6 protein-coding genes and 1 pseudogene are annotated in these 6,339 nt (G+C 37.8%); 1 reads left to right on the forward strand and 6 read right to left on the reverse strand.

Annotation, left to right across the window (positions count from 1 at the left end):
• Position 1 precedes the first annotated feature (1 nt).
• On the reverse strand, positions 2 to 952 hold the full coding sequence (locus LC095_RS19105) for a sugar kinase (RefSeq protein WP_226529671.1): 951 nt from the start codon (positions 950 to 952) through the stop codon (positions 2 to 4).
• 132 nt (positions 953 to 1,084) lie between these two features.
• Between LC095_RS19105 and LC095_RS27170 the strand changes: the two are divergent.
• Positions 1,085 to 1,277: pseudogene (locus LC095_RS27170) on the forward strand (spore coat protein); the annotation flags it as partial.
• Positions 1,278 to 1,330: 53 nt separating this feature from the next.
• Here LC095_RS27170 and LC095_RS19110 read toward each other — a convergent pair.
• Genes LC095_RS19110 through LC095_RS19130 form a run of 5 tightly spaced genes read right to left on the reverse strand, consistent with a single transcriptional unit; the run spans position 1,331 to position 6,071 of the window.
• On the reverse strand, positions 1,331 to 2,728 hold the full coding sequence (locus LC095_RS19110) for a cadherin-like beta sandwich domain-containing protein (RefSeq protein ID WP_226529672.1): 1,398 nt from the start codon (positions 2,726 to 2,728) through the stop codon (positions 1,331 to 1,333).
• A gap of 42 nt (positions 2,729 to 2,770) precedes the next feature.
• A complete protein-coding gene (locus LC095_RS19115) occupies positions 2,771 to 3,190 on the reverse strand; it encodes a hypothetical protein (RefSeq protein WP_226529673.1) in 420 nt (139 codons plus the stop codon).
• Positions 3,191 to 3,243: 53 nt separating this feature from the next.
• A complete protein-coding gene (locus tag LC095_RS19120; protein ID WP_226529674.1) occupies positions 3,244 to 4,389 on the reverse strand; it encodes an ABC transporter permease in 1,146 nt (381 codons plus the stop codon).
• Positions 4,361 to 5,101, reverse strand: a complete 741-nt coding sequence (locus LC095_RS19125; protein WP_264196113.1) for an ABC transporter ATP-binding protein — start codon at positions 5,099 to 5,101, stop codon at positions 4,361 to 4,363. Before LC095_RS19125 ends, LC095_RS19120 begins: the two co-directional genes overlap by 29 nt.
• A 1-nt stretch (position 5,102) precedes the next feature.
• Positions 5,103 to 6,071, reverse strand: a complete 969-nt coding sequence (locus tag LC095_RS19130) for an efflux RND transporter periplasmic adaptor subunit (RefSeq protein WP_226529675.1) — start codon at positions 6,069 to 6,071, stop codon at positions 5,103 to 5,105.
• Between the last annotated feature and the right edge of the window lie 268 nt (positions 6,072 to 6,339).

Raw genomic sequence — 6,339 nt, forward strand, 5'->3', positions numbered from 1 at the left:
CTTATCGAACAACATCTTCGCTGTTTTTATTTAGTATTTGTTCTACTTCATCTCTTTCCGGTAAACCATCAACATCACCATTAACCATTGTAACTAATGCACCTACAGCGTTAGCTCTTTCAACTGCTTTTCCTAATTCTAAGCCATCAAGTAAGCCTGATAGAAAACCGGCAGCAAATCCATCTCCTGCTCCAACAGGATCTACAACCTGCTTTACAGGGAATCCCGGAATTAAAGCGCTCTCTTTTTCAGTGAAAAAATAAGCACCCTCGGCTCCCATTTTCAAGACAACAACTTTTGCACCTTGGGCTAAAAATAATCGTCCGAGCTTATGTGGATCACTTTCTCCAAATAAAAATTCACCCTCAGCAATACCAGGCAACACAATGTCAGCTTCTTTGGCCATTTTAAGCAATGTGTCTCTTGCTGTTTCCTCATCCCAAAGCTTTGTACGGAGATTCGGATCAAAGACAATCGTACTACCATTTTGTTTACCTAACCTTATTGCTTCAAAGACGGTTTCCTGACAACTTTCACTTAATGCGGGTGTTATACCTGTAATATGAAGATATTTAGTCTTACTTAGATAATCAGGATTAAGATCAGTTGGTGAAAGCTTGCTAGCAGCAGAGCCTTTTCGGTAATAGTAAACTCTTGTACTATTCTGTCTTCTCGGCTCTTTAAAATAGATACCTGTTGGAGCCTCTGTATCAAAAATCACCTGACTTATGTCGACATTTTCTCCTTTTAAGCTGGCAAGGACAGCTTTTCCGAATTCATCATCACCAAGCTTGCTAATCCATCCGACCTTATGTCCCAATCTTGCCAATCCCACCGCAACATTTGATTCAGCTCCACCAATCTTTTTTGTGAACTGAGAAGCATTTCTCATAAAACCGTCACTAGTCGGTGTGAAAACAACCATAGATTCTCCAAGTGTTACGACATCCATCTAACTCCCCCACAACCTTAGTTTATTTTTGTTTTAAAATTATCTTTTTTGTTCACTTATGTATAGTATATAATCTGTTGAGAAATTTCTCTATACTTTTTATAAATTAAGTGAATATTTAGTGTACCAACGGCACTCAACGATTCAGGAACACCTGAAATTAAACATACCCTAACACGCCATTTAGAGGAGACCTTGGATATGCCCGAAAAAAATATCAAATTATATGGTTTCAAAAGGTTGGTATCATGCATTTGATACCAAGGAACAAATTCAGTTAGAACTACAAAATATTGACACTGCTATGAAATTACCGACTTTGTAATTTTTAAAGAGGAACCGTTACAAAATAGTTCCTCACTTTTTTCCTATCCCTACCTATAGACCGAAAAACGCTAAAAGCTGTTGCCAAATAGAAGTCTTTTCTGCTTGCCTTTCTTCACGAACGTTCATTTGATTAGTCTCACTGGTTTCTTTCTTAACTTCTATTCCTATAGAATCTGAGGAAACAGTTGCTGCCTCTGTTTCTGTATTAACAATGGACTCAACTGCCTCAGTCGTTACTTCTTCATCTACATCCTTCTCAAATATTAATACATATGTTTTGCGATCCTCATCGTTTTCGACGATAACAGAAATCGCTGTTTTTGCTTTATCACCAATTGTCACTGTTGAGTTATCTGAGATCTCCTCCTCTTCAATAAAAACGTCTGCATCTGTTTCCTCAGCATCAGCAGAAATGATAAGACTCGTTACGTCGCTTGCTAATGAAATATAATACGTGTACGCGTCAGACGAAAATGTCTTGCTCCAGGTACCATTAGACACGGTTAGAGAGTCGAGATTTGCCATAGTCTTTGTTTCACTCGTCCCTGTTGCAGATGTTGAACCAAGATTCGCGGTATTCTTTGTACTACTATTAACATTTGTAGTTGCCAATACAGCTTCACTAGGTATAGAGTTTGTTCCACGATTATTTGATTCTGTTGTTGGTGGTGTTACACTGGCCTTACTGCTGTTTGAAGAAGTTTCCGTTGTTTTCTGAACTTCCTCTGATTGATCTTTTTCTTCATTTGCGACGATTGAACTTGAATTTTGCTGTGCTTGCCTTACGACGGTTACAGAATATATTTTTTTCGTGCCGTTTTCTGCTGTTACAATGATTGTCATCGTCGTAGAGCCGACAGGCAGTTGGACTTCATGGCCTTCTCCGCTTTTAACGATAGTACCATTGATCGTAACAGTTGACGTGTTAGCTTCTGCATTAGGTTTTACTATTAATTTATTAATCTCATTTTTAACTTCAGTATGATAATCTGTCTTTTCCGAATCAAAGCTAAAGCTCCCATTCGATAACGAAAGATTGGAAAGTTGATTATTGTCATTTTTTGCACGAGCAACTGTAAGCTTATAAGTAGATACTTCCGTTCCATTTATAACAGTAATATCAAATTCATTATTTCCTGTAGAAAGTGGTAAACTTGTTTTTACCCCACTCTCAATTGCTTCACCATTAATCGTAATTTCAGCTGCTTCCTCTTTTTTTTCTACTAATATATTCATTGTTTTTATTTCGTTTTCAACTGATGCAGAATACCCTTTTACATCAGGTGAAAATGGCTGATCAAGCTGAAATTCATCAATTTTTACTGACTGTAATTCAGCAGAGTTTTCAGAAATAGTCATTTCCTCAGCATATACATGAGAAATTGGATTTACATTTGCACCAAAAATCGTACCGGCAGCAATTAATTTTATTCCCAAACTTCGTCTCATTTTGCTTCACCTCTCAACATTCATGATATATTTGTTACTACTTTAAATAGCTTGAGTTTGTTGCTTTTTCTTCGTTAGCCAAAATAATAATATCCAGCAAATAGCAAGTCCAAGAGATAAGCAATTTACCACAAGACCCGGTATACCATTTTCAAAGCTTCGTAAAGTAGAAGAAAAAGAACTTCGATCTTGTTGCCCCATAGTCATTTGCATCTGATCATTCCGGTTTAGTGAATCCTTTGTGTCTTCTTGACCACTTGTAATGGTTGAGTCTGTTCCTTCCTCACTGTTTTGAGGTGGTGTACCACTGAAGCCGCTACCTCCTCCATTTGCATTAAGACTTCCTCTATCAGGAAAACCCTGAGGCGATCCAGAGGAGGAATAATTGATAATTCCTATCGTTGATTGAATTAGTAACAATACGAATACGAAAGCTCCAACCAAATGCACTATTTTTTTCATAAGTTCTTCACTCCTATTAAATAATCAATATATAAATCTAAAATTAATACTATCTATTCCTGACGTAGAGCCTGAATAGGATTTAACTTAGACGCTTTATTTGCAGGGAATACCCCGAAGATAATACCAATAGCGAAAGAGAACAAAAACGCAGATAATGTTACTGTTGGTGAATATGAAATGGCCAGATTAGAAAATAACTCAATTAATTTAGAAATTCCTAAGCCCAAAGCCACTCCTATAAGTCCGCCTATTACACTTAAAACCACTGCTTCAATTAAAAATTGCAGCATAATAGATTTTCGGTTCGCACCGATAGCTTTTCTGATTCCGATCTCCTTCGTTCGCTCCGATACAGAAACAAGCATTATATTCATAACACCGATTCCGCCAACCAACAGGGATATGCTTGCGATACCGCCTAACATAACTGTCATAGTATCTGAAACAGATGACATTGTTTCCATTAAATCTTCTTGACTTGATACTGAATAATAGTCACTTAGATTTGGAAATAGAGTCGTCATCACACCTTGTACTTGAAACTTCGCTCTGTCTACCATTTGTTCATCCTGTGCTTTCAGATAAATTGTGCCAATCGTTGTATTTTTTGTAAGTCTTTGTGTAGTAGATAGAGGAGCAATAATGACACTGTCACCACTTGTGCCAAGCGAGCTGCCTACGGACTCCAGTACTCCAATAACCTTAAAAGATACTCCATTAATTTGAACACTTTCTCCGATGGGATTCGTTCTAGGAAATAATGTTGAAGCAGTATCCGAACCTAATACGACCACTTTTTGTCTTAATTCATTTTCCATATCTGATAGAAAGCGCCCCTGACTCAGAGATAAATCCCTAACAGTTAAATAGGAAGAAGTTGTACCTGTAACGGATACTTGTGTAGAGTTCTCTTCATACTTTGCCGTTACTCTCCCCGAGACAATTGGAGCTACCTCTGAAATCCCATTTAATTCATTAAATTGATCAATATGATCTTCTTTTAACTGAACAGATTCAGTATCTGTTACACTGAGAGTTAATACGTTTGTTCCAAGACTGCCAATCTCTTCTGTAACTGAGTTTGAAGAACCCTGACCGACTCCTACTAGTGTAATGACGGATGCCACCCCGATGATAATTCCAAGCATAGTAAGGAAAGCTCTTAATTTATTGCCTTTGATACTCTTTAACGCCATCTTGATCGATTCGAGCAGGTTCAAACCAGTCACCTCCATTTTCATAAACTCTACCATCATGTATGCGAATCACCCGTTTAGCTTGTCTGGCAACATCTAAATCGTGTGTAATTAAAATGATGACATGTCCTTTTTCATTTAATTCCTTAAGTAATTGCAATACCTCTTTGCTTGTCTTACTATCCAATGCACCTGTCGGCTCATCAGCCAGCAGGACAGAAGGGTTGCCCGCAAGTGCCCTTGCGATTGCTACCCTTTGCTGTTGTCCACCTGAAAGCTGCGTTGGTAGATGTTGGTGCCTGCCATTTAACCCCACTAAATCTAAGCAGGCAGCTGCCTTTTCTCTACGCTCTTTTGCTCCCAATCCACGATAAACAAGGGGAAGTTCAACATTTTCTAAAGCTGTCAGCTTATTTAATAAATTAAAGTGTTGAAAGATAAATCCGATTTTCACATTACGGACCATAGCAAGTTCTATATCTTTCATCGTTGCAACATTTTTCCCATCCAATAAATACTCACCTGAATCTGGTATATCCAAGCAGCCAAGCATGTTCATAAAAGTAGATTTACCTGAACCGGATGGCCCGATGATAGATAGGAAGTCCCCTTCATGAATTTGAAGAGAAACATCCCTCAAGGCATGAACTATTTCTTCACCAAGCTCATATGACTTTTTCATGTTTTTGATTTCAATAATTGGTTTTGTCATATTACTCATTACCTCTTCCTGTTCCACCAGGCATCGTTTGTCCGCCGTTAGGGAATCCTTGTCCACCCCCAGAACCCGGAAAACCTTGTTCTCTTCCTGCACCTGGTAATTCTTGAGTTGATTCATTACCAGATGTGATAGTAACTGGTAATTCAATCGTTTGCCCCTCGGTTAATCCGGAAGTGATCTCAATATTTTGATCGTCATTAATGCCAGTTTCAACAACCTGATCTGATGTGCTTGCATCGGCATCACTTGAAGCTGCCTCTTGGATTGTTACATATTTTTCTTCACCATTTACCTGTACTGATTCAATTGGTACATAAAGAACATCTTGCTTGCTCTCAGTAATAATATTGACCTCTGTTGACATTCCGATTAGCAAGCTTTTTGGATCTTTTAACTGTACAGTTACACTAAAGCTTGAAACACCGTTTTCTGCTGTTCCTTCCTTAGAAACCTCTGTAACAGTACCTACAAATGTTTCATCCGGGAAAGCACTTGCTTTGATTTCCGCAGTTTGTCCAGCTTTCATTTTTGTTATATCAAGTTCATCGACACTTATAACCGTTTCTAATGTTTCATAATCTGTGATATGTCCTACTACTTGTGAATTTTGAATACGACTTCCGCTTTCTACATCAATGGTCGTAATTGTTCCAGCATGTGCAGCTGTAATTGGATCACTTCCATCAGTGAAGGTAATAATCTCGTCACCCTCTTCAACAACATCATTGACCTCTACTAATACCTCTTCTACCTCTCCTTCTAAATCTGCAGTGATATCCGAGCTATTGATAGAAGCAACGGTTCCTGAACCACTAACCTCAACTTGGATATTTCCTTTTTGGACGGTTGTTGTCATAGCTTGTGCTGAAACTGGTGTTGCTGTTTGTCTACTTTGGAAAAACCATATTCCTCCTCCAACTGCTAATATGACAATGACGATAATAGAAATCCACTTTTTCACTACTATTCCTCCTATTTGAAATGCCTCGTTTATATCGTAAGTTTACGTCTGAAGTGATTATAAAATTTGAACCTTAACGAATCCTTAAAAAATGAGCCATAAAATTTTTTTCAAAAAAAAACTTCAATTCCCTATTAAGGAATTGAAGCCAGCTTGTAGAGAAAGTGGGTGTTTTTCTCTACAAGCTTTTTTATTTTCTTAAAATGTTCTTATAAAGATTAATAAATTTCCTAAGATAACCAAAGAAAAAGCTTCTCACACACCTAGC

The sequence above is a fragment of the Metabacillus niabensis genome, from assembly GCF_020524345.1.
Classification (GTDB): domain Bacteria; phylum Bacillota; class Bacilli; order Bacillales; family Bacillaceae; genus Metabacillus; species Metabacillus niabensis_B.

Bases quoted from the DNA above. Each gene is read 5' to 3' on its own strand.
- LC095_RS19105 (WP_226529671.1), bottom strand. From the start codon at position 952: ATGGATGTCGTAACACTTGGAGAATCTATGGTTGTTTTCACACCGACT.
- LC095_RS19110 (WP_226529672.1), bottom strand. From the start codon at position 2,728: ATGAGACGAAGTTTGGGAATAAAATTAATTGCTGCCGGTACGATTTTT.
- LC095_RS19115 (WP_226529673.1), bottom strand. From the start codon at position 3,190: ATGAAAAAAATAGTGCATTTGGTTGGAGCTTTCGTATTCGTATTGTTA.
- LC095_RS19120 (WP_226529674.1), bottom strand. From the start codon at position 4,389: ATGGCGTTAAAGAGTATCAAAGGCAATAAATTAAGAGCTTTCCTTACT.
- LC095_RS19125 (WP_264196113.1), bottom strand. From the start codon at position 5,101: ATGACAAAACCAATTATTGAAATCAAAAACATGAAAAAGTCATATGAG.